Below are 19,667 nucleotides of genomic sequence, written 5' to 3' on the forward strand. Positions count from 1 at the left end.
GATCGGCCGAACGCCCGTCGTACGAGATCTCGCTGACGCGTAATCCGCTGCGGCCGAGTGCTCGGAAGCTCATGACCCCTCCGCCCTCAGTCCTTGGCGAGCAGGTGAAACAGGATGTGGTCCTGCCACGACCCGGCGATTCTCAGGTAAGACGGTGCGATGCCGTACGGCCGGAATCCGTTGTGCAGCAACACCTGTTGCGAGGCCGTGTTGTGCAACAGGGTCTCGGCCTGGAGGCGATGCAGGTCAAGCTCGCCGAAGGCGAGGGCGATCGTGTCCGCCACGGCAGCCGTGGCTAGTCCCCGGCCCTGGTGTGCCACGCCGACCCAATAGCCGATCGCCGCGGATTGCAGCGCCCCCCGGGTGATTCCGTTGAGGTTGAGCCTGCCGGCGACCTTGTCGCCGTCGAGGATCACCAGCGGCACCGTGGTGCCCTGGGCATGTGCTGTGAGCGCTCCCTCCAAGACGGCGCGTTGCCTCTCCAAACTGAACCAGTCCTCATCGCGCAGCGGCTCCCACGGCGCGAACGCTTCGCGGTTCGCACGCAGCAGGGAGGTCACGGCGGGGGCGTCATCGACCGTGGCGAGGCGGGTGACCGGCATATCACGACTCCATCTGGGCGGCGCTCTGGCCGGAGGTGACTTCGGCCTGGGGGGAGTGCGCGCGCCGCCGCGGCCGGCCACCTTGGGCCCGCCAGCCGACGATCCCATTGTGCCTTCAACCAGGGGTTGATCAAGCGGCCGGGACTCAGGGTTCTTTGCTTGTCTCCCCGGTCGCCCGCTGGATGAGCAGCGCGCCGAGGATGATCGCGCCGTTGGCGGCATTGATCCAGAAGGTCGAGATCTGGGACAGTGTCAGGATGTTCGACCGAGACAGGGTTTCCGGGTAGTGCCACTCTCGCCGGAAGACCTCGACGACCTCACCGCCTTGCGGTGCGACATCGAATGCATGGCCTTCCGCTACTCCATTGAGCGCGGTGACCTGGCCTGGGAGAGCCGTGTCATCGCGGCACACCACACGCTGGAGAACACGCCCATGACGGTGGACAGTGACCCCGAGCTCTTCAGCGAGGAGTGGGCGAAGGCGCACTCGCACTTCCACGTGACCCCGTTCGACGGCTGCGGCAGCCCCCGGTTGTGTGATCTCGCCCTCTCGCTCCGCGACAGTGCGGAACTCTACCGCCGCTGGTCGCGCCCGATCGGCCAGGACCGGGAGCGGGACATCGCCGGCGAACACCGCCGGTTGATGGAGGCGGCCCTCGCCCGCGACGCCGACACGGGAGCGGCGAGGCTGCGGGCCCACATCACCCGTACGACCCGCGTTCTGCTTGAGGCGGTCAACAGCACCGGCGACTGAGCGAAGGCGCGCCTGCGAGTGCCGGCGCCCAGGTCTCACGCCGCCACATTCAGCAAGGAGAGATGTTTTGCGCGCACTTCACATAGACAGGTTCGGCGGGCCGGAGGTAGTGGCGGTCCGCGAGCTACCCTCGCCGGAACCGGGTCCGGGCGAGGTCCTCGTCCGGGTCGTGGCCAGCAGCCTCAATCCGGTGGATGTCAAGACCCGCAGCGGCACGATACGCGGCGGTGGGCCCGCCCTGCCGATGACCCTCGGCTGGGATCTGGCGGGCGTGGTCGTCAGTCCCGGTGACAGTGGCCTCAGCGTCGGCGAGCGTGTGATCGCGATGTCGGCCCAGCTCGCGGCCGGACGCGGGACATGGGCCGACCTGGTTGCCCTGCCCGCCCGCACCCTGGCGGCCGCACCGACGAACACGAGCTTGGTCGAGGCGGCCACCCTGCCGCTGCCCGGCCTCACCGCCGCCCAGACCCTCGGCTGGCTCGGCGTCTCCAGCGGTCAACGGCTCCTGGTCACCGGAGCCGCGGGAGCCGTGGGCGGGCTCGCCGTACAACTGGCGCGGGCGTGGGGGATCACGGTCGACGCGCTGGTGTCCCGTTCGGCACAGCTGGAGATCGTGGCCGACCTGGGCGCTCAAAGGGCCGTGACGGACGTCGCGGAGCTCGAGCGGCGACACTACGACGCCGTGCTCGACACATGCGGGGCCCCGGTCGGCGAAGCGGTCCGCGACGGCGGCCGGTACGCCACGATCGCCAGCGAGCACGGCGACCCCCCGAACCTGAGCCACCGTGGTGTCACCACGACACTGCACCAGGTCAAGGAGAACGCAGCGGACCTGGCCGACCTGGTGAAGCTAGTCGAAACAGGCGGCCTACGGCTACGCCTGGATTCGAGCTTCCCGATCGCCGAGGTGCACAAGGCCTTTGCACGCTTTGAGACCCGCGGGCTCACCGGAAAGATCGCGTTGGTGTTTTAGCGCTCTGCGCCGAAACCCTACCCCTGGCCCACAGCCCGGAAGGCTGAGGGCACCTCACCGACCCCCCGCGAGTAACGGCGAGCAACCAAGGACAGATGGAAGCTGACCGCCCGGATCTCAGGTCTTCGGCTAGCGCCGTTCCAGATCAGCTCCAAGAGCCTGAGGGGTGTCGACTACTGGGGGAGGTGGGTGGTGAGGGGGTATGAGCGGGGACTTCCTGTAGGCGTGGAGGATGTTCCTGCCCGGCCTCGTTCCAGAACCCGCTACAAGCGCTACACCGGTCTCCCAGACGGAGGGCGGCACAGCCCCGGCCGAGGAACCGGAGGCTGAGAAAAGCCAGCCCGAAAGCGTGTGGGCGACCCGCACCGCTGAAGCGGCTCGACAGCGACCTTCGCGAGTACAACGTCAGCATATCTGCTACCGCGATGACGGAGGTGGTAGTTCGCTGAGTCGGCTCTCGCTCGTTTCGACGGCGACCGAGAACCTGGCCCTGAGGTCCCCGGGAAGTTCTCCTCTGCCCAAGCCTCCCAGTTCCACCGCCCGAGCGAGCTCCAGTAGCTGTACCTGGGAAAGATTCGCTGAGGAAGGGTGCTTGAGGAGATCCCGGGCCGCGTAGCCGCCGCCCGGAGCGGTGGCCATGGCCGATAAGCGCTCAAGTACCGGCTGCATGTCAAGGCTGAGCCCCTCCTCGTTGGAAAGGTCCAGCACCGTAAGACCGAGCCTGCTGGTCACGGCTACCAGCGGCAGCTCATGATCGAGGGAGAGGAAATCGCTGACCATTTGACGGACCACACCCTCCGCGTTCTCCCCGGCCATTCGCAGGCGCAGGACGAGCAGACAGTTTGCGACCGTCTCTTCCCAGAGGTCGGCAAATTCGCTCTGGGTGAGAAGCAGGTGGGCGTCGGCATACCTTCCGGCGAAGGTATGGGCGAGCACTGCGATCTGACGGCCGTCGCCTAGGTTTCGGCCGACGGCGCGCAGCTGCTCGGCGTGGTCGAGAGCCCTCTCCCAGTCGCCGGCACGAGCGAGCGCACGCATCCCGTCAACAAGGAGCACCCCCCACAGCCAGGTGCGGATCTCGTGGTGGTCGTCGTGGCTGAGAGTGAAGCCGGAGAGGTCAACGGTCCTTCCGTCGAGTTCGTCGGTCGTCTGGCTGGTAACTGCGGCGAACAGGTCGTGGAGTAGCTGGAAGGCAGCGCTACCGGCGCCTGCGCGAGTTCGGAGGCGAGCGATGTTGATGATCGGCTGGAGAGCGAGTTGCGCGACGGCTGAGGGCAGCGGTCCGGCCGCGCGGAACAAATCGAACTGCCGCCAGCACAAGTCGCGGGCGAGCTGCGGGATGCCGAGGTCACTGATCAGAAGAGCGGCCAGATTGAGGGCTTCGGCAGCGCGGAGCACGCCGTCGGGACCGTTCTGTCGAGCTTGCCCGGCCCGGGATTCGATCTGACTGATTCGGGTGGAGAGCGGCCGGGAGATGACCTGGGACCGCGCGATCAGCGGGAAGCGGCGCGCGGCCAGGTCGGCGAGGCGCTGCGGTGCGGTTCGGGTGTCCATGCGCGGCGCCTCCATGGGCGAGGTGGTTACCAGTTGATCGTCAGGCAGGTGTCGGGCCGTTCGATGAGGGTCCCGGCCTTGAGCCGGTCGTCGGGAGTACCCGAGCGGTAAGCGGTGATGACCGGGCGGGCGGGCCGGGTGTGATTCCACTCATGCAGGAGTTCGATGAAGCGATCAGTGAGGCTACGACTGCTTGGACCGTGAGCGACGATGCCGAGTTCTTTGGAGGCCGGCCCGTGCGGGCGGGCGGCGATATAGGCGAGGGTGGCGCCGTCGTAGAGCCCGGCACCCGCCCAGCGCAGTGCCGGATCGGCGATACCGGCGCGGCGTGCCGGCGCTCCGGCCGAGAGCCGGCTGAAGCCAGTGCTGTGGGTGGCGAGCCACAGATCGAGGTGCTCAACGGGCTCGAAGTCTGTGACGTTGATCCCGGTCCACCGGGCCTCGCCGGGCTTGGTGAGCACCTGCGCGAGCGCGGCCTGGTCGGCTTCGTCAGCGGTATCGATGTTGAGGGTGACGTGCTCGGCGAGTGTGATCGACGTGGTGGCCTGGGCGGCTGCTCCACGCATGGGGACGAAGCCGCACACGCGGGTGTGGCTGCCGGTGAGGTGACCCGATGGCTGAAGATCGAAGGCGATGGAGCGGGTCAGGCCGCTGCCGTGGAGACGGAGCGGGATGACGATCCTGCCGTCGGCGGCGAGCTGGTCCCACCAGGGAGCGGAGATATCCCATGCTCCGGCCGTGACGATGATCCGATCGTAGGGGGCGGCTGCCCTCCAGCCTGCGGCGCCGTCACCGCAGATGCCGGTGACGGTGGTGTAGCCGGTCTTGGCGAGGGCGGCGGCAGCCCCGTCGGCAAGGTCCTGGTCGATCTCGATCGTGATGACACGGCCTTGGGGGCCGCTGAGCTCGGCAAGGACGGCGGCATTGATGCCCGTGGCTGCGCCGATCTCCAGGATGTGGTGGCCGGGCCTGACGTCCAGGTCTTCGGCCATCGTCGCGACGAGGTTGGGGTCGGAGGCAGACGACAGGGCGGTGCCGTCGGCGGCCCACTTGGTCACTACCGGCCCAGCCCTGTACGCTCCGGCAAGCTCGACGCCGCTGAGGAAGATTTCGCGGGGTACGGTCCGGAATGCGTGCTCCACGGCTGCGGTGCGAAACGTGCCACGACCGAGGATCTTGTCGGCGAGCTCATTGCGGAGTGCGGCGGGAGTGGGGTTGGGGGCGGTGGTGTCGGTGGTCACCGCGACGACATTACTCATCGGCCCGACCACACGCCCGCTGTTCACGGCGGAAGGCTCGATCGAGCCAGGGCCGAACACCGCTGTGGTGGCTGCGGTGGCGAGGGTCCCAACCGTGGCACAGCGCCAGATTGCCGAGCTGGGACAGCTGGGATCGGTCGCTGATGCAAGCGAGAAGCGCTTGTTCCGCACGGTACTGGCGTTCGGCGTCACCGAGAGCCAGGGCGGCAAGCTGGAGTGCGCGGGTAATTCCAGGGGTTCCGTAGCACCAGGATGGCCGGGCCGGGCCCTTCTGGTGGGGTTGCGCGTGGTCGAGGTCGGCGAGGGTGAGCCGTTCCGGCCACCACGGCCCGGCTTCGCCGGTCTGCTGCCAGTGCTCCAGCCAGTCCCTGATCGTCATGATCACTTTAGCCTGGCCGGGGACGATGATTCCGGCATGGAAGGTCAAAGAGAGCAAGGCGAGTGGGCCGGCGATGCCGTGCGCCATGCCCTGGTCGGAATGGCCGTGGGCGAAGTCTATGGCAGGGCGGCCTTCGGGCAGGTGGCCGGTCCACCAGCCAGGTGTGCACGTTCCAGCGGAGTCTTCGGCGGGGATGGGAGCGGTCAGACGGACCAGGTAGCCGAGCACTTCACGAAGGTGCGGGCCCGTGGGGTCGCGGCGCAGGAAGTAGACGCCCAGACCGGTGAGTCCCCGGACAAGGTCGAACTCCCCGGGCGAGGGTCTGCGGCCCTCTGCCATGCGTTCGTCGGCTCGTTTGATCTGGCGATCCGTCATCGCTGAGATGACGACGTCGAGCCGGTTGAGATGTTGATCGGCATCGCCTGGCCGGACGGCGGTGTGGAGGGCGAAGGCAAGGGCGGGGGCTCCATGCCAGAGGCCGGCGCCGCCCGCTCCCGCGATCGGTTCTCGGACGGCTGCAATGAACCACTCGGCCGCGCGTGTCCAGGGGCCATGGCCGTCAAGGGCACGTATGCCGTGCAGTAGTGCGATCCCGGAATGCCCGCAGGATAGGGACTGACCGTCCCAGCGTGGGCTGTCAGGTCCCTCACCAGCATCGGCGGACTGCGGTGGTGGCACGGCGAGTGCATCGGCGAGGCGCGGGGCCAGGACGCCCGCAGCCTGCTGATCGACTTCAAAGGGAGGAACGAGGTCTGGCAGACGGTTCATCGGTGCACCACCTCTCGGCGGCGTGAGGTCCAAGCCAGCGCGATGGCACGGGCGAGCCGATAACAGGTTCGTTCGCTCATGGGGTCGATCCCGATGCACCGGATGTGGTGCATGTGCAGCAGCGACCGGATCGTCCCCGCCGTTTCCGACCGTCCGCCGGTCAGATTGCGGCTGTAGTCGGCTGCCGCATCCGCGCGTCTGGCCCATGCGTCGGCGATGACCGCGCCGCCGCGCAGATTGATGATCGCGCCGGGCTCGGCAAGTTGGACGGCCTGGCGGACAATGTCTCCGACGATCGCCGCCGGGACGAACACCACCAGGACCACAGGCATGACCGCCGCGGGCATCGCCGTCGGCGACTATGTGACGGTCGACGTCGACCAGACCGGCTCCACCGCCAAGGGCTCCGACCTCGCCGTCCAGATCACGGTGGCGTAGATGGCCATCACGTTCCACAACTCCACCACGGCCGTCTCCAACACCGGGCCGAGCATCACGGTGCCGGTCCCGGCCGGGACCGTGGACGGCGACTTCCTGGTGCTGTCCTACGTCAACAACCAGTCCGCCTCCAACCCGGCTCTCGCCGGGTGGAACCTAGCCGTGACCGTCTCGGACGGCACCATCGACCTGCTGTCGCGCCTCTACTGGCGCCGCGCGACCGGCGAACCCGCCACCTACACGATCACCAAGGGCTCCACCTACGGCGTGGAGTCGATCGCGGCCATCAGCCGCTACAAGGGCGTGGCCGTCACCGGCGACCCGATCCGCACCACCGGAAACGCCATCATCAGACGCGGCGGACCGTACGTCGGCCCGGCCCTGACCGGTGTTACGCCTACCGACCTGGCGATCCATTCATGCGGCACGGCCCTCAGCTCGTGGGCCGGTCGCGACTACACCCTGGCAGGGTCCGGCGGAGCCTGGGCCGAACGGGTCAACATCGTCAGCACCGACGGCACCGCCACCCCTGCCGTCATCGTGCTCGACCAGCTCGGCGCCGCGACAGGTCCTACAGTCACATCCAGTGGTGTCAGCACCTACGACGCGGCAGGCCGCATCGCTGCGGTCGCACTAATGGCCGAACCGGCTGTCGCCGCCAGGCGGTTCCAGGGGTGGGGGGTTCCCGTCTACTAGCAAGTGGCCGAATCCGATGCGGAGACCCAGCCGCGTAGCCGGAGTCTCCGCACCGAAGGGCTAGAAGTCGAACTCTCCTCGCTTGGCCCCGTCGATGAAGGCGCCCCAGACACTAGCGCTGACCACGAATGGGGGCTGGTCCAAGTGCTCTGTGTCGCGGATGCCGACTTGACCGCCAGGCAGGGGGGCCACTTCCAGGCAGTCCCCGCTGTCCCCTGAACGCTCAGCCTTGCGCCACTCGGCATTGGCCAGCAGTTCGTTGGTCACTTCCATTGCCTCTCAGTCTCCCTGATCAAGTTGAGCGACGCCCTCCGAGGTTGAGCATCTCCGTGGATCATGTCGTACCTAGACCTGGTCTCCATTACCCGGCCCGGATCGGCTGTGATCTGACTCATGGTCACTGACTCGATGTACGCCATGTCCGGGATGCTCTGCCCGTTTGCGAGGACAAACGCGCCCTGGAGTCCGGTGGTCAGCCAGGAGTCTTGCAGAAGTATCTGCACAGTGACCCGTGGGTGGCCTGTCAGGGTGGCTAACCGAGCCATCTGCCCTGCCATCACCGCTCTGCTGCCGATGGGGCGAGTAAGGACACCTTCATCCAGTACTGCCCAGATCATAGGCCCGTCTTCACGGTCAAGGACATGTTGTCGTTCCATACGGGCAGCGACATTCGCCTCCACCATGTCGGCCGTGATTCCCGGTTTTCCGCTGAAGATTGCCCGCGCGTAGTCCTCCGTTTGGAGCAGGCCCGGGACGATCAAGGGCTGCCATGTCCTAAGGGTATGAGCTGCCCTTTCTATCTCTACCCACTGCGCCAGCCATGTCGGCCAGCGTGCGGCATGCTCGGACGCTTCCTGCCAAGCGGACACAAGCTGGCCATCCGCTTGTAGGGCAGCATCGGCTTCTCGGACGAACTCCTCATCAGCGGGCCTTTCCCCACGTTCGACCATACTGACTTTGGAGACCGACCACCCCAGTGTGGCAGCTAAGTCCCTCTGTCGCATTCCTGTCGCTTTGCGAAGGTCCCGCAACGCCGTCCCGAACCTCACACGGGGTGCCACCAGCGCTGACTCCTGCTCACTGTCTCGTGATCTCATGACCCTCCGAGGCGCTGCACATGAAACACACGTCATTCGTGTGATAGCACACGCGATTCGTGCCGCAAAAGTGCTTCCCATCATCTGTCAGCCCTAATGGGTTTCTGAGATGGTCTGTTCGGGTGCACGTGCAGCCTGAGAATGCTGACTCCCGCCTCCAAGGCTTCTGATGGGCCTCGGCGCGGACCCGGAGGCAACACCAAACTGGACTACCCGGTGATTCATGTGCTTCGGAAGACAGACATTGAGGTCATGGGCGTTCTGAGGCTGCCCAGGAGCGATCTAGCGCCCGGCCTCGCCCGGGAAGCGTTGAACAGATGGATGGGGTATGACCACCCGTCTCTCGACGCAGTGATGCTGGTGGCATCCGAGTTGGTAACGAATGCCTTCATGCATGCTGACCAGGCACGCTCTGGCGGCGGCATCCGATTCTCCCTGCTCCACCACGGTGACTGCTGGCGCATCGAGGTGAAAGACCAAGGTTCCTACTCCAGCGTGCCACGTCAGAAGACGCCGGCCGAAGAATCTGAGCATGGCCGTGGCCTGCAACTCGTTGCCTTCCTCTCGGCAGGCCGCTGGGGGACTTTTGTCCACGACCACCGCACACGGGCTCGAACGGTGTGGTGTGAGGTACCAGCAGACCCTGCTGCTGTGGAGTAGAGCATGCGTGCAGGTGGAGGATTACCGAGTTGCTCCGTGAGCTACACGGGAGCCCCAAGAGCGCCTCCTCTCTACCCGCTACCTCCTATGGCTGGGGAGTCAGTCAACGTAGGCGCCGACAGAGCCCAACAGCTAGGTGGAGGTGCCCTTGACGACTGTCGCCCACAGGCCGACGCTTCATGGTGAAACATTCGGAAACTATTCGGACAGGAGGCCCCTGTGAGCCTTACCTTCTTGGGCAAGGACTCAAAGCCAGACGAGTCCCCAACCCTGTACGCAACGGAGCAGGACACCTACATCGTGCAAGGCTGGATCGTGACCGATCCCGAGGTACTCGCCAAGCTCGTAGTGCCCGAGGGGGAGGCCATCGTTGAGGTCCCGAAGGGGCTCTTCAAGCATCTGATCAATGATGGCGTCAGGGGTACTATCACGAGCTGGAGGCCGCCCATTGTCTTCGTAACGGAGGAGGGAAACCTCATCATCCAGGGATCTCTAGTCTCAAGCGCTGAAGTACGGGAGCAAATGGACATCCCGGATCACGAAGACTGCGTGGAGGTCCCTAAGTCATCACTACGGGCTCTGCTCAGCGGAGGGTAAAATTTGAAGCTAATCACGGGTGAAGCGCGGCGGGAGTTCTTTCACACCTTCCGCCGTGAAGCGCTGCATCTGGAGATGCGCGACACCTACGGCACTCAAGTAGAGCAGCCCCACCTAAAGAAATGGGAAAGCGGAGAGCGGGACGAGGGTGAATGGTTACAGCCCTGGTTTAGGACGGTCCGCGCTGCCACAGAGGCTGGAAAGTCTATTCGCCGTGCCCGGATTGTTTCTGAGCCCGTCACCGACTACCAGCGTTGGGTGCTGTCGGACTCTCACCTCTTCACCGAAGCTGGTGAGCAGATTGTATGGATTCCGCGTCGGCGAGTCTCAGCAATCCCTCTCCCGGGAAACGACTTCTGGTTGTTCGATGAGGAGACGGTCATCTTCTCTGTATTCGCCGGCACCGGCGAAGTAGTCGAACGTCAGCTCTCAGTAGATCCGGATGTGGTTCAACTATGCAAGGCGGCCTTTGAGGCCGTCTGGCCTCTGGGAATCCCAGACCACGAGTACAACCCGGCCTGATCCCTCCAGTGTCAAGTCAGGTCCAGCAAGCAAGGGAAGCGTTCGGGGCCCGCCTGCGCGATCTGCGCAAAGATGCACGCCTGACAGGGCGGGCCCTGGCATCGCAATCAGGCATACATTTCACAAAAGTCTCTCGCATCGAACACGGTAGGCAAAGTCCTAGCGAGGATGACGTCCGAGCCTGGTGTCGTGCATGCGATGCTGAAAATCAAGAGAGCGACCTGATTGCCACACTTCGGGGCATCGAAGGGATGTGGCTTGAGTGGCAGCGTCAGTTGCGAGGAAGCCTCAAGCGCTTTCAAGAGAAGTCTTTTCCGCTCTATGAGGCGACGGCCCGCTTTAGAGTATACGAATCTGATGTCATCCCAGGAATACTCCAGACGGCCGAGTATTGTACCGAAATACTAAAAATTGCCTCACGTTTCTATGTCACCGAAACGGATGTCGATGAAGCAGTCGAAGCGCGCATGGAGCGACAGCGTTATCTCTACCGGGGCGATCGAAGGTTTGTGTTCGTCATCGAGGCTCGAACTCTGACCACAATCTTTGGAAGCTCAGACACCATGCTCGGTCAACTTGATCGCCTGCTTGCCGTGATGACCTTGCCCAGGGTCTCTCTGGGCATCATTCCGCCATACGCCTTACGTAGCCTGTGGCCAGGTGAGGGGTTCTGGATCTTCGACGATCGGCTCGTCAAGATCGAAACCACCACGGCAGGGATCAGAGTCACGCAGCCTCGCGAGATCGCGACTTTTGAGAAGGCTTTCAGCATCCTTCAGGGGCATGCCGTCTATGGGCCGGAGGCCCGGGAACTGCTCAGGGTGGCGATGCTAGAGCTGCAACATCTGTAAACATCGTTGAGCCCTGCGGACGCCCGCTTCTACCGTCGTCTGCATGACCTCAGCACACACCGCGAACCCCCGCGAGGTCCCCGCCCAACGGCAGACCACCGAGGGGGAGGCCGGACAGCACGCCGGCACGCTGGAACCGGTCCGGGCCCTCCTGCACGCCGAAGGTTTCACGACGACCTTGACCCGGCCGAACCCTTCCCCCAGCGGCCGCCCCCTGCCCGAGGAGCTGAACGTCACCGATGGCCACGGGTGGGAGCTGGCGAAGGTGGCGGTCGGGGCGCACAGCCGCCACTACCTGGTGACGCTGCCGCCGCAGGGCAACAAGCTGTTCATGGTGCGCCCCGAGGACATCGGCGACATCCCCCGCTTGATCCGCTCCCCGGTGATCGCGGGGCCGGCATGAGTCCCGGCCGGGAGATCCCCGAGTTCCAGGTCAGCGGTCAGGAGTCCGGTAGGTGGGAGGCCCGCTGGCAGGACGGGTTGCCCGACGCGCCGCCCGACGCGGCCTGCGACACCTTCCGGGGACTGGAGCACGAGTGCATGGCCAAGCGGATCGCCCGCACCTGGCGCACCGCGTGACCAGCGCCGCCGTCCAGTCCACCTTGCGGGTTCCCCATGTGATCGCCTACTCCGAGGAGGCCGTCCCCCAGCACCTGGCCTTCCGGCGCAGCGCCGTGCGGGAGCCGTACCTGGCCTACACCGACCCGCGCGGCACCGACTGGGCGCTGGGTGTGCTGCGCGCCCGCGTGCGGGGCAACCGCAGGGGGCAGCCGCAGTGGAAGCTGCTCAACACCCTGCGCCAATGGCGCTGCATGATCAAGGACCTGTGCCAGGTATGCGGAGGGCGGGCCGCCGACCCGGAGACGGGCAGGCTGTGGTGGATCATCACCGAGACCGCCTACCGGCAGTTGGGCGACGGCCACCACACCAGCGCCCCGGCTACCTGCCGGGCGCGCATTCCGGAGTCGCTGGCGAGCTGTCCCCGGTTGCGCGAATCCGGGGATGTGTTCACGGCGGCCTCCGCCGAGCCCTCGGCCGTGCTGGCCGACATGTTCGCGCCCGGCCCCCAAGGCCGGGCGGTCCATACCGGAGAGCACAACGTGTTCGTCTCCCTGGAGTGGACCGACCTGCTGCGCTCCGCGCTGGCCACCCAGCTTGTGGTCAGGCTGCACGACCTGCGGCCCGCATAGCGCGCCCCACTTCTCATCAGAGGCCCCCAGCCTCGCATGTCCCGTGACCGGCGGGGAAGCCGCGTTTCTCCGGTCACGCCGCCCGCCCGGCAGCCTGCCGCAGCCTTCACCTCTGCCGGGCGGGCCTCATCCCCGCCGCCGACCGACCGGCGGCGGGCCGCTGCGATCGAGTACACCGCTGAGGGGAACCAGGTGGGCGACGAGAAGGACGACGGCAAGTGCACCGCGTGCAAGGGCAAGGGGAAGGTCCGGTCGGGGAACCGGGTGGTATGGCGCGGCGGCAAGTCGCACTACCCCGCTCTGGTGACCTGCAACGCGTGCGGCGGCTCGGGGCAGAAGCGCAAGCGCTGAGGCCCGAGCACCAGGAGCCCCGGTGAGGGGGGCTCCTGAACAGGCCCCACCCGATCCCGGCAGGAAGGGGACGTATGACGACATCGCGTTGACGCTCTGCCTCGTGGACGGCGGAGCCCCCGGCGGCCACCAGGGGCCCCGCACCGCCCCAGACCGACACCCGCAACCCGGCACCGGAGGTGCACCATGGACGACCTGTACACCCTCCCCGCAGACGGCGCGGTGCTCGCACCGCTGTGCGGGGGCTACACCGGAGAGGACGGCGAGGCGTGCGTCACCGCCGGCCGCATCCCCGGCCACGACGTCTACCTGCTCGGCGACAGCAAGAGGCCCGACGCCGCTCCGCTCCGCTTCACCGGCGCCGAACTGGAGGCGGCCGGGATCGACGTCTCCAAAGTCGCCTAGGACACGCCCTACAGCTCGGGGGATTCGATGCATTTCCACGGCTACCGCTGGACGGGACCTGCCGACCAGCTCAAGCGGGAAGGGGAGGGTGAGCGCAGGCCGTCCGGCGCCTCCTTCGCGACCAATCCCTACCCGCCGATGATCCTCTGGCACTGGCTGCGCAAGACGCCTGCCCACGTCAAGGGCACCTTCACCGATGTGGAGGCAGCAGGTGACTGGCTGGAGGCCCAGTACGGCGAGATCGCCGCCCGCATCACCGGGTCGACGGCTCAGTGCAGGACCGCCGCCGACTACCGCAAGAGCGCCTCCGAGAGTCTGGCCCAGGGGCGCGAGTTCTGCTGGGGGCTCTACCTGGCCGGCACCTACTACGACCACACCGCGCTGATCGCCTGTCCTCCGCGGATCGCAGAAGACAGGGTCGCCTGCCCTGCTCCGCCACGGCGGTAGGGCAGCGGAGCCCTTCGCCTTGGGGGGCGTCTGAAGGGCTTTGCGAGAGCGGTGGCTCCCCGGCGGCCGGACCGAACTCCCGGCCGCCGTACCCGTCCAGGTGATCCCGATTGACTACGGAGTCTTCATGTCGATGGTTGACCTCGCGGACGAGCCAGACGAGGACATCACGGAGGAGCGGACCGCTGCGCGCACCTGCTGACATGCTGCTGTCCAACGACGTGTGCGGCACTGTGACCGGCCAGGTCGTGCAGACCGGGCCGGTGCACGGCGGTATCCGCATCACCACGAGCGCCCACCGGCCGCTGCCTCCTGCGCAGCTCCCGGCCCCGGTCCACCTGTTTGTCAACCGCAGTCAGGTGCTGGAGTCGCTGCATCGCCTGCTGGACCTGCCGCAGATACCTCCGGCGCTGGTCATCAGCGGTACGGCGGGCGCGGGCAAGACCGCTGCGGCGGTCAGGTGGCTGCACGCCGCCCGCGCCCGGTTTGGCGGTCTGCTGTACGCAGACCTGCGCACCGCCACCGGCCGCCCGGTCGCCACCGGTCAGGTCGTCGAGCGGTTCCTGCGGGGTCTGGGAGTGCCTGCCGATCAGATGCCGCCCGACCCCGACGAGCAGCGGGCCCACTACCGGACCCTGGCCACCGGGCACCGCCTGGCGGTCCTGCTCGACGACATCGGCCACGCCGGCCACGTCCGCGAATTCCTGGCCGCCGACGCCCTGGTCGTGGCGACCAGCCGCCACAGGCTCCCCGAACTGGCCCTCGACGGCGCGCACACGATCCACCTGGAGCCGCTGGACACTGAATCCGGCCTGCGCCTGCTGGCAGGCGCCCTCGGCGATGAGCAGGTCCAAGACGAGCGCTCGGCCGCCGGACAGCTCGTCGAGCTGTGCGGGGGCATCCCGCTGGCGCTGCGCGCGTGCGCAGGCGCCATGGCCAGCCGTCGCGGCACCGGCAGACCGGTGGTCCGCACCCTGGTCCGAGCCATCACCCGGCAAGGAAGAAGTATGTCCGCAGAAGACACCGAAGAGACGCTCGCGCCGGTCTGGGCGGCGTTCGACGCCTCCTACCAGGCATTGGACGACCGGCAGAAGCACGCCTACCGGGCGCTCTCCCAGCACCCCGGGCCGCACATCCCGCTCCGGGCGGCCCAGGCCGCCCTCGACCTAGGCCAGGAGGAGCCCGAGACGCTGCTGGACGGGCTGGTGTCGGTGTCTCTGCTGGAGCGGGACGAGCAGGGCCGGTACCTCTTCAACTCCCTGCTGCACCAGGACCGCCGGGACGCCTTCTCCCGCATCGCCGGCCTCTACCTGGGCCGCGCGATCGAGGCCGACGTGCGAGTGATGCCGCACCGGCTTCGGCTCAGCCCGCTATACCGGCAAGCAGGCCGCAATGCGCTCTTCGACGACGGCATCGCCGCGCTGGACTGGCTGGAGAACTCGCTGGAGGAGCTAATGGCCGTGCAGGCCGACGCCCACACCAGGGGGATGCACGAGCTGGTATGGCCGTTCAGCGAGGCGCTGCGGGCCTTGTTCCTGCACCGCCGCTGCTACCGGGCCTGGGATGAGGTCACCGGGCTGGCGCTGGCCTCGGCCCGTGCCCTGGACGACCCCGAGGTGCTGGGCCGGATGCTGACGGGCAGAGCGTCCTACCTTCAGCACGCCGACCGGCCCGGGGAGGCCGGGCCGATGCTCACCGAAGCGGTGGAGCAGGCCGAGGAAGCTGCCGACGTGCTCGGGCAGGCGTCCGCCCTGTCCACCCAGGGGGCCATCGCCCAGCACAGCGGCGACCCGCAAGGCGCCCGCGACCTGTATGAGCGGGCGATCCCCCTGTTCGAGCACGGCGGCTGGGTACGCGGAGTGGCCCTGATGACCCGCCGCTCGGGTGAGCTGGCGCTGGAGGCCGCCGACCCCGCCGCGACCGACATCCTGGGCAGCGCGTGCGGCCTGTTCGAGACCCTCGGCGACGACTACAACCACGCCAGGGCCCTCACCTTCCTGGGACAGGCCCACCTGATGCTCGACGACCCCGGACAGGCCGGTGAGAGGTTCTGCACAGCGTTGGAGCTGGCGGAGCGGATCGGCGCGCTCGCCCAGATCGCCGACCTGTGCCTGCATCTGGGCGACCTGGCCGCCCGAGCGGGTGACCAGGAGCAGGCGGCGACCTGCTACCGCCGCTCCGATGAGCTGTACCGGCGCATCGCCTCCCCCTTCGCTAAGAAGGCTGAGGAGAGGCTACGCGCCTTGGAGGCCGGCGACGGCACTGTCCAGCCGACCACCGTGATTCCCCCTGAGCAGAAGTCGCGCGGGCCGAACTCGGCCCATCATGCGATCAGGCGGGCCTGAGCAAGGCCCGCCACACGGCACGACAGCACGACCCGGCAAGACGCCTTGCCGACACCGAGCCACCTCTGGGAGGTTGTCCGTGCGCAGATCCCTGATCGTCGACACCGCCGCCAGCTCCTGCTACTTCCGCACCTCGGTCGGCGGCGACGGACGCAAAGCGCTCATCCAGATCAGCGAGCGCTGCAACCTGCACTGCGCCCACTGCTTCGTCTCATCCGTCAAAGAAGGGCGGGACCTCTCCCTCGCCGAACTCACCACCACCGTCATCCCGCGCCTGCGGCGCGCTCGCGTGGAACGGATCACCCTGACCGGCGGGGAACCCTTCGTCCACCCCGACATCATGGGGCTGTGCACCCACCTGGCCGATCTGGGAATGCCCGTCGGCATCTGCACCAATGCCACCCAGACCAGCGATGCGCAGATCGAGAGGATGGCCGCGCTCGGCAACATCCACATCAACGTCAGCCTGGACGGCTTCCGCCCCGCCAGCCACGGCAGGTTCCGAGGCGACCGGTCCTCCTTCGAGGTGACGGTGGCCACCGTCCGCAAGTTCGCCGAAGCGGGGCTCCTGCAAGGGCTGCTGTCCACGCCCAACATGCTCACCACCGTGGAGGAGTTCGCCGACCTGTGCGAGTTCGCCGTCGAGGTCGGCGCCGAGTACGTCTTGATGAACCCGCTGTCGTCCATGGGCCGGGGCGTGAAGAGCCAGGCGCGCCTGGCCGCCGACACCGACACCATGCGCGCCATCCAGACTGTCACCGAGCGGTTCCGGCCGCGCGGAGTGGATCTGGTCCACATCCGCTTCCCCAACGACGAGCTGCCGCTGGCCGGATGCGACGCGGGCAAGCTCATCTACGTCTTCGCCGATGGGGCCACCGCGGTCTGCCCCTACCTGGTCTTCGCCGCCCGAAGCCCTCACTCGCTCTACCCCGACAGCGACTTCCTGGTCGGCAACATCCTCCACGACGAGGTCGCCCCCGCGCTGGACGCCTTCGACCTTCCCGCCACCCTGGCCATGGGCGCCAACCCCACCTGCACCGCCTGCTCGCTGAACAGCTCCTGCGGCAAGGGCTGCCCGGCCGCCGTCATCTCACGCGGCCTGGCCATCGGCGCGGTGGACGACGAGCAGTGTCCCCGCACCGGCGGACCGGGCAGGCCGCTGTTGCAGATCGGGCGGCGGCCCGCATGACCGGCACCGCAGGCGGTTGCTTCATCGCTGTGGAAGGCCCCAACGGTGTCGGCAAGAGCACCACAGCCCTCGCACTGACCACCCGCCTGGAAAGCCGGGGCATCCCGGTCCTCCTGACCGGGGAACCCTCCGACAGCCCGCTGGGCAAGCTGACCCGCAGCGCCGAATCCGGGCTGGCGGGGCGGCCACTGGCGCTGGCCATCGCCGCCGACCGCGCCGCCCACATCGCCGGCACCATCGAACCCGCGCTTTCGGCCGGGCACTATGTGGTCAGCGACCGCTATCTGCCATCCTCCCTGGTGTTGCAGCGCCTGGACGGGCTGGCTACCGCCGAGATCTGGCAGTACAACTCCTTCGCAGTCGCACCCGACATCACCTTCTACCTCGAACACGACCCGGCGATCATCCAGAACCGGTTGAATCAGCGACGGCACCGCTCCCGGCTGGAACGCATCGGCTCACCCAAGCGTGAACTGACCCTCTACGCCGAAGCACACCGGTTCCTAGCCGCGCTCGGCTGGCGGCAGGAGCATATCGACTGCCGGGGGCTGACCACGGACGTCATCGTGACCGCCATGCTCGGTCACCTCGACCAGCCGATCATCTGAGCATGAGAGGAGACCCCATCGTGCTGTCGGTGCTCACGGTCAACATCGGCGCGGCCTCCCGCGAGCGAGCCGAACGGCTGCTGGGCTGGCTCGCCACGCGCCCCGAGCAGGTGGTGCTGCTCACCGAGACCAGCGCGGGCACCGGCACCGCCTTCCTGCTGGAGGAATTCTCGCGGGCGGGCTGGAGGGTGGTTAACACCCCCGACGACGGCGACCGGGGGGCTGCCCTGGTCAGCCGGATCGCCCTCACCGACCAAAGCGTGGACCTCGGCGCGGTATCGATTCCGGGCCGCATCGCCGCAGCCGTACTCGACACCAGCCCGCAGATATGTGTGGCGGCGGTGTACGTGCCTTCGCGCGATCGCAGCCTGGCCAAGACCGAACGCAAGGAGACCTTCATCACCTCCCTGCTCAAGACACTGGCCGCGCTGCCCGAGCAGACCCGCCGGCATCTGGTTCTGGGCGGGGACTACAACGTCATCGGGCGTACCCACCGTCCCCTCCACCGGGGGTTCCTGCCGTTCGAGTTCGGCCTGCTGGAGGCCCTGAACGAGCAGGGCCTGCGCGACGCCCACGATCTGCTGCGGACCGAGGAGCAGCCGTACAGCTGGATCGGCCGCACCGGCGACGGCTACCGCTACGACTACCTCCACGTCGGCGCGGAACTGGCCGGGCGTATCGACGCGTGTGCCTACCTGCATGAGACTCGCGAGCAGGGCTTGACCGATCACGCTGCGCTCACCGCCACGTTGCGGGTCGCAGGGTGCGCTCTGAGCACCGGCTCGTTCGGGGAGCGTTCGGAGATCGCCCTGTTCTAAGCCGGTGACAGCGCTTGCCGGATCAGGGAGTCGTAGGTGTCGTTCACCCGGTGCAACTCGACTCCGAGCGAGCGGGCGAAGCCGTCCAGCCGTGCCTGTGCGGCCGTGCCCGACTCAGTTGCCGCAGCCACCGTCTCCAGCTCCAGGAACAGCCCCGCCTGCTCGACCTGGTCCACACACAGGGCGATGCCGTCCAGGTACGCGGTACGTCGGATTTTGACGATCCGCACCGTGGGCCGGAAACCCATCTGCTTGATCGCCTCGTGCATCTGGTCGCGGTCGGCGACCTGCGACTCGTGCTCCAGGCAGGCCATCTCGTTGGCCAGCGGGGTCTTGACCGTGAACAGGTGACGCCCCTCCTGGGTGCGCAGCCGCGCGAATGTCACGCCGATCTTGGACTGGCCGTAGGACCAGCCGGACTGCGCGTATGCCTGGTCGTCCTGGTGGACGGGCGCTGAAAGGGTGACGTCGCGCTGGGCCAGTGCTGCCTCAAGGGCGGTCAGCTCGTGCAGGCGGTATTTGACCTCGATCTCCTGCAAAGGTCGCTCCCGCCGTGGATCGCTGATCGCTGGACGGCGAAAGCCTAACGGATCAGCGCCTCTCAAGTGGGGTGGCCACTCACTGCATTCCGACCAGGCTGAGGGGCCGTTCAGCCGCTTGATGAGAGCCCAGCTCGCTGGTCCGGATGGTGGGAGAGGAGAGGCGTCGAGCCTGCCCGGACCCATCACAAACCCATCACTCGTCCCGCAAACTACGGAGAACAACGACAAACAACAAGAAGCCCCAGACTCTCGGCTGGTGCCGTGAGCTGGGGCTATATCTTGCGTTTGACCAGGTCAGACCAGGTCTGCTATGGAACCTGGTGGGCGATACTGGGATTGAACCAGTGGCCTCTACCGTGTCAAGGTAGCGCTCTCCCACTGAGCTAATCGCCCCGGTAGCACGAGGTGGAGACGGGATTTGAACCCGTGTAGACGGCTTTGCAGGCCGTTGCCTCGCCTCTCGGCCACTCCACCGAGTGAGGCCAGACAGGTTGACCTCTCCGAGCGGACGACGGGATTCGAACCCGCGACCCTCACCTTGGCAAGGTGATGCTCTACCAACTGAGCCACGTCCGCGTGTCTGCCGGTCGGGTTTCGCCGCCGGTGACGTGAAGAACTCTAG

Annotated in this window: 25 protein-coding genes and 3 tRNA genes; 17 read left to right on the top strand and 11 right to left on the bottom strand. The window is 67.1% G+C overall.

Features of this window, described 5'->3' with window-relative positions; all coding sequences use genetic code 11:
* Positions 1-86: 86 nt before the first annotated feature.
* A complete protein-coding gene (locus tag Ssi02_RS04110) occupies positions 87-602 on the bottom strand; it encodes a GNAT family N-acetyltransferase (protein ID WP_204021130.1) in 516 nt (171 codons plus the stop codon).
* Positions 603-888: 286 nt separating this feature from the next.
* On the opposite strand from Ssi02_RS04110, the gene Ssi02_RS04115 reads away from it, so the two are divergent.
* A complete protein-coding gene (locus tag Ssi02_RS04115; RefSeq protein WP_204021131.1) occupies positions 889-1,356 on the top strand; it encodes a GntR family transcriptional regulator in 468 nt (155 codons plus the stop codon).
* 67 nt (positions 1,357-1,423) lie between these two features.
* Positions 1,424-2,329: an NADP-dependent oxidoreductase gene (locus Ssi02_RS04120; RefSeq protein ID WP_204021132.1), complete on the top strand. Its 906-nt coding sequence runs from the start codon at positions 1,424-1,426 to the stop codon at positions 2,327-2,329.
* Between the two features lie 417 nt (positions 2,330-2,746).
* Here the strand turns inward: Ssi02_RS04120 and Ssi02_RS04125 are convergent, their stop codons facing one another.
* The 4 genes from Ssi02_RS04125 to Ssi02_RS04140 are packed head-to-tail and all read right to left on the bottom strand — an operon-like array spanning position 2,747 to position 6,615.
* On the bottom strand, positions 2,747-3,883 hold the full coding sequence (locus tag Ssi02_RS04125) for a hypothetical protein (protein ID WP_204021133.1): 1,137 nt from the start codon (positions 3,881-3,883) through the stop codon (positions 2,747-2,749).
* 26 nt (positions 3,884-3,909) lie between these two features.
* Positions 3,910-5,142 (bottom strand): methyltransferase, FxLD system, encoded by a 1,233-nt coding sequence (fxlM, locus tag Ssi02_RS04130; RefSeq protein ID WP_204021134.1) that lies wholly within the window; start codon positions 5,140-5,142, stop codon positions 3,910-3,912.
* Positions 5,135-6,289 (bottom strand): lanthionine synthetase C family protein, encoded by a 1,155-nt coding sequence (locus tag Ssi02_RS04135; protein WP_204021135.1) that lies wholly within the window; start codon positions 6,287-6,289, stop codon positions 5,135-5,137. Before Ssi02_RS04135 ends, fxlM begins: the two co-directional genes overlap by 8 nt.
* Positions 6,286-6,615, bottom strand: a complete 330-nt coding sequence (locus tag Ssi02_RS04140) for a lantibiotic dehydratase C-terminal domain-containing protein (protein ID WP_204021137.1) — start codon at positions 6,613-6,615, stop codon at positions 6,286-6,288. The genes Ssi02_RS04135 and Ssi02_RS04140 overlap by 4 nt, the downstream gene beginning before the upstream one ends.
* Positions 6,616-6,727: 112 nt before the next feature.
* On the opposite strand from Ssi02_RS04140, the gene Ssi02_RS04145 reads away from it, so the two are divergent.
* A complete protein-coding gene (locus tag Ssi02_RS04145; protein ID WP_204021140.1) occupies positions 6,728-7,423 on the top strand; it encodes a hypothetical protein in 696 nt (231 codons plus the stop codon).
* A gap of 60 nt (positions 7,424-7,483) precedes the next feature.
* Here the strand turns inward: Ssi02_RS04145 and Ssi02_RS04150 are convergent, their stop codons facing one another.
* Both Ssi02_RS04150 and Ssi02_RS39725 read right to left on the bottom strand, forming a co-directional pair.
* Positions 7,484-7,696, bottom strand: coding sequence for a DUF397 domain-containing protein (locus tag Ssi02_RS04150; RefSeq protein ID WP_204021142.1), 213 nt, complete (start codon positions 7,694-7,696; stop codon positions 7,484-7,486).
* Complete coding sequence (locus Ssi02_RS39725) at positions 7,687-8,604, bottom strand: helix-turn-helix domain-containing protein (protein WP_373870078.1); 918 nt, start codon at positions 8,602-8,604, stop codon at positions 7,687-7,689. Before Ssi02_RS39725 ends, Ssi02_RS04150 begins: the two co-directional genes overlap by 10 nt.
* A gap of 168 nt (positions 8,605-8,772) precedes the next feature.
* On the opposite strand from Ssi02_RS39725, the gene Ssi02_RS39730 reads away from it, so the two are divergent.
* From Ssi02_RS39730 to Ssi02_RS04225, 14 genes are all read left to right on the top strand, one after another.
* The gene (locus tag Ssi02_RS39730; protein WP_373870080.1) at positions 8,773-9,180 is read left to right on the top strand and encodes an ATP-binding protein; all 408 of its coding nucleotides are present in this window, start codon (positions 8,773-8,775) and stop codon (positions 9,178-9,180) included.
* Positions 9,181-9,399: 219 nt separating this feature from the next.
* Positions 9,400-9,777, top strand: coding sequence for a hypothetical protein (locus Ssi02_RS04165; protein WP_204021148.1), 378 nt, complete (start codon positions 9,400-9,402; stop codon positions 9,775-9,777).
* 3 nt (positions 9,778-9,780) lie between these two features.
* Positions 9,781-10,299 (top strand): DUF6879 family protein, encoded by a 519-nt coding sequence (locus tag Ssi02_RS04170; protein WP_204021150.1) that lies wholly within the window; start codon positions 9,781-9,783, stop codon positions 10,297-10,299.
* A gap of 8 nt (positions 10,300-10,307) precedes the next feature.
* On the top strand, positions 10,308-11,150 hold the full coding sequence (locus Ssi02_RS04175; RefSeq protein ID WP_204021152.1) for a helix-turn-helix domain-containing protein: 843 nt from the start codon (positions 10,308-10,310) through the stop codon (positions 11,148-11,150).
* A 43-nt stretch (positions 11,151-11,193) separates the two neighbouring features.
* Entirely contained in the window at positions 11,194-11,553 is a 360-nt protein-coding gene (locus tag Ssi02_RS04180) for a hypothetical protein (protein WP_204021153.1), read from the top strand.
* Positions 11,550-11,729 carry a hypothetical protein gene (locus Ssi02_RS04185; RefSeq protein WP_204021155.1) on the top strand — a complete coding sequence of 60 codons (180 nt, stop codon included), beginning with the start codon at positions 11,550-11,552 and terminating at the stop codon, positions 11,727-11,729. The genes Ssi02_RS04180 and Ssi02_RS04185 overlap by 4 nt, the downstream gene beginning before the upstream one ends.
* Positions 11,726-12,340, top strand: a complete 615-nt coding sequence (locus Ssi02_RS04190; RefSeq protein WP_204021157.1) for a hypothetical protein — start codon at positions 11,726-11,728, stop codon at positions 12,338-12,340. The genes Ssi02_RS04185 and Ssi02_RS04190 overlap by 4 nt, the downstream gene beginning before the upstream one ends.
* Before the next feature lie 36 nt (positions 12,341-12,376).
* Positions 12,377-12,691 (top strand): hypothetical protein, encoded by a 315-nt coding sequence (locus Ssi02_RS04195; protein ID WP_204021159.1) that lies wholly within the window; start codon positions 12,377-12,379, stop codon positions 12,689-12,691.
* A 186-nt stretch (positions 12,692-12,877) separates the two neighbouring features.
* Entirely contained in the window at positions 12,878-13,096 is a 219-nt protein-coding gene (locus Ssi02_RS04200; RefSeq protein ID WP_204021160.1) for a DUF397 domain-containing protein, read from the top strand.
* 27 nt (positions 13,097-13,123) lie between these two features.
* Positions 13,124-13,543, top strand: coding sequence for a hypothetical protein (locus tag Ssi02_RS04205; RefSeq protein WP_204021162.1), 420 nt, complete (start codon positions 13,124-13,126; stop codon positions 13,541-13,543).
* A 203-nt stretch (positions 13,544-13,746) separates the two neighbouring features.
* Complete coding sequence (locus Ssi02_RS04210) at positions 13,747-15,888, top strand: tetratricopeptide repeat protein (RefSeq protein WP_204021163.1); 2,142 nt, start codon at positions 13,747-13,749, stop codon at positions 15,886-15,888.
* A gap of 79 nt (positions 15,889-15,967) precedes the next feature.
* Entirely contained in the window at positions 15,968-17,077 is a 1,110-nt protein-coding gene (locus Ssi02_RS04215) for a radical SAM protein (RefSeq protein WP_204021164.1), read from the top strand.
* The gene (tmk, locus tag Ssi02_RS04220) at positions 17,074-17,685 is read left to right on the top strand and encodes a dTMP kinase (RefSeq protein WP_204021165.1); all 612 of its coding nucleotides are present in this window, start codon (positions 17,074-17,076) and stop codon (positions 17,683-17,685) included. Before Ssi02_RS04215 ends, tmk begins: the two co-directional genes overlap by 4 nt.
* 2 nt (positions 17,686-17,687) lie before the next feature.
* Positions 17,688-18,503 carry an endonuclease/exonuclease/phosphatase family protein gene (locus Ssi02_RS04225; protein WP_204021166.1) on the top strand — a complete coding sequence of 272 codons (816 nt, stop codon included), beginning with the start codon at positions 17,688-17,690 and terminating at the stop codon, positions 18,501-18,503.
* On the opposite strand, the gene Ssi02_RS04230 is transcribed toward Ssi02_RS04225, so the two are convergent.
* From Ssi02_RS04230 to Ssi02_RS04245, 4 genes are all read right to left on the bottom strand, one after another.
* Positions 18,500-19,042: a class IV adenylate cyclase gene (locus Ssi02_RS04230; RefSeq protein WP_204021167.1), complete on the bottom strand. Its 543-nt coding sequence runs from the start codon at positions 19,040-19,042 to the stop codon at positions 18,500-18,502. The two genes, Ssi02_RS04225 and Ssi02_RS04230, sit on opposite strands and share 4 nt — an antisense overlap.
* A gap of 321 nt (positions 19,043-19,363) precedes the next feature.
* A tRNA-Val gene (locus Ssi02_RS04235) sits at positions 19,364-19,438 on the bottom strand.
* 10 nt (positions 19,439-19,448) lie between these two features.
* Positions 19,449-19,519 (bottom strand) — tRNA-Cys (locus Ssi02_RS04240).
* Between the two features lie 29 nt (positions 19,520-19,548).
* A tRNA-Gly gene (locus Ssi02_RS04245) sits at positions 19,549-19,621 on the bottom strand.
* Between the last annotated feature and the right edge of the window lie 46 nt (positions 19,622-19,667).

The organism is Sinosporangium siamense (genome assembly GCF_016863435.1).
GTDB classification, from domain to species: Bacteria; Actinomycetota; Actinomycetes; order Streptosporangiales; family Streptosporangiaceae; genus Sinosporangium; species Sinosporangium siamense.

Coding starts and splice junctions, on each gene's coding strand:
- Ssi02_RS04110 (WP_204021130.1), bottom strand. CDS start 602: ATGCCGGTCACCCGCCTCGCCACGGTCGATGACGCCCCCGCCGTGACC.
- Ssi02_RS04125 (WP_204021133.1), bottom strand. CDS start 3,883: ATGGACACCCGAACCGCACCGCAGCGCCTCGCCGACCTGGCCGCGCGC.
- fxlM (WP_204021134.1), bottom strand. CDS start 5,142: ATGAGTAATGTCGTCGCGGTGACCACCGACACCACCGCCCCCAACCCC.
- Ssi02_RS04135 (WP_204021135.1), bottom strand. CDS start 6,289: ATGAACCGTCTGCCAGACCTCGTTCCTCCCTTTGAAGTCGATCAGCAG.
- Ssi02_RS04145 (WP_204021140.1), top strand. CDS start 6,728: ATGGCCATCACGTTCCACAACTCCACCACGGCCGTCTCCAACACCGGG.
- Ssi02_RS04150 (WP_204021142.1), bottom strand. CDS start 7,696: ATGGAAGTGACCAACGAACTGCTGGCCAATGCCGAGTGGCGCAAGGCT.
- Ssi02_RS39725 (WP_373870078.1), bottom strand. CDS start 8,604: ATGATGGGAAGCACTTTTGCGGCACGAATCGCGTGTGCTATCACACGA.
- Ssi02_RS39730 (WP_373870080.1), top strand. CDS start 8,773: ATGGGCGTTCTGAGGCTGCCCAGGAGCGATCTAGCGCCCGGCCTCGCC.
- Ssi02_RS04180 (WP_204021153.1), top strand. CDS start 11,194: ATGACCTCAGCACACACCGCGAACCCCCGCGAGGTCCCCGCCCAACGG.
- Ssi02_RS04185 (WP_204021155.1), top strand. CDS start 11,550: ATGAGTCCCGGCCGGGAGATCCCCGAGTTCCAGGTCAGCGGTCAGGAG.
- Ssi02_RS04195 (WP_204021159.1), top strand. CDS start 12,377: ATGTCCCGTGACCGGCGGGGAAGCCGCGTTTCTCCGGTCACGCCGCCC.
- Ssi02_RS04200 (WP_204021160.1), top strand. CDS start 12,878: ATGGACGACCTGTACACCCTCCCCGCAGACGGCGCGGTGCTCGCACCG.
- Ssi02_RS04205 (WP_204021162.1), top strand. CDS start 13,124: ATGCATTTCCACGGCTACCGCTGGACGGGACCTGCCGACCAGCTCAAG.
- Ssi02_RS04210 (WP_204021163.1), top strand. CDS start 13,747: ATGCTGCTGTCCAACGACGTGTGCGGCACTGTGACCGGCCAGGTCGTG.
- tmk (WP_204021165.1), top strand. CDS start 17,074: ATGACCGGCACCGCAGGCGGTTGCTTCATCGCTGTGGAAGGCCCCAAC.
- Ssi02_RS04225 (WP_204021166.1), top strand. CDS start 17,688: ATGAGAGGAGACCCCATCGTGCTGTCGGTGCTCACGGTCAACATCGGC.